Raw genomic sequence first — 571 nt, forward strand, 5'->3', positions numbered from 1 at the left:
GGCGACACGCTGCCGCCGGCGTGGTGCGAGCAGCTGGCGGTCGGCGGCCGCCTGGTGGCGCCGATGGCCGGGCAGGGCGGGCGCCAGGTGCTGCTGGTGGTAGATCGCACGCCCCAGGGCTTCACGCAGAGCGTGCTCGAGAGCGTGCACTTCGTCCCCTTAAAATCCGGGATTGCCTGAAGGGAAGTGCTGTTGACTATGTTCGTATCGCGTGCTCTTGGAGGAACCCTTGGACTGGCCGTGCTGGCCGCTGCGCTGGCGCTGGCGGGCTGCAGCACGCCCGTGAACCGTGCCCCGGTGGAGGACCGCGGCACTTTCGCCGGCCAGGTGACCCCGGGGGCCCAGTCCGGGTCGCTCGCGCCCGACCCCCAGACGCTGCCCGGCGCTGAGAACGCCGGCAAGCCGGGCTACTACACGGTCCGGCCGGGTGACACCCTGATTCGCATTGGCCTTGAGACCGGCCAGAGCTGGAGGGACCTGGCGCGTTGGAACAACCTGGAGAACGCCAACCTGATCGAGGTCGGCCAGGTCCTGCGGGTGGTCCCGCCGGTGGCGGGAACCGTGGCCGCCG

Annotated in this window: 1 protein-coding gene and 1 pseudogene; both read left to right on the plus strand. The window is 70.9% G+C overall.

Annotated features, from left to right (window positions below; translation table 11 throughout):
* Positions 1-180 (plus strand): annotated as a pseudogene (locus A612_RS03455) (protein-L-isoaspartate O-methyltransferase); the annotation flags it as partial.
* 18 nt (positions 181-198) lie between these two features.
* A partial coding sequence (locus A612_RS03460) for a LysM peptidoglycan-binding domain-containing protein (protein ID WP_040435861.1) occupies positions 199-571 on the plus strand: 373 nt, incomplete at its 3' end.

Origin of the sequence: Melaminivora alkalimesophila, from assembly GCF_000282995.1 — a bacterium.
GTDB classification, from domain to species: domain Bacteria; phylum Pseudomonadota; class Gammaproteobacteria; order Burkholderiales; family Burkholderiaceae_C; genus Melaminivora; species Melaminivora alkalimesophila.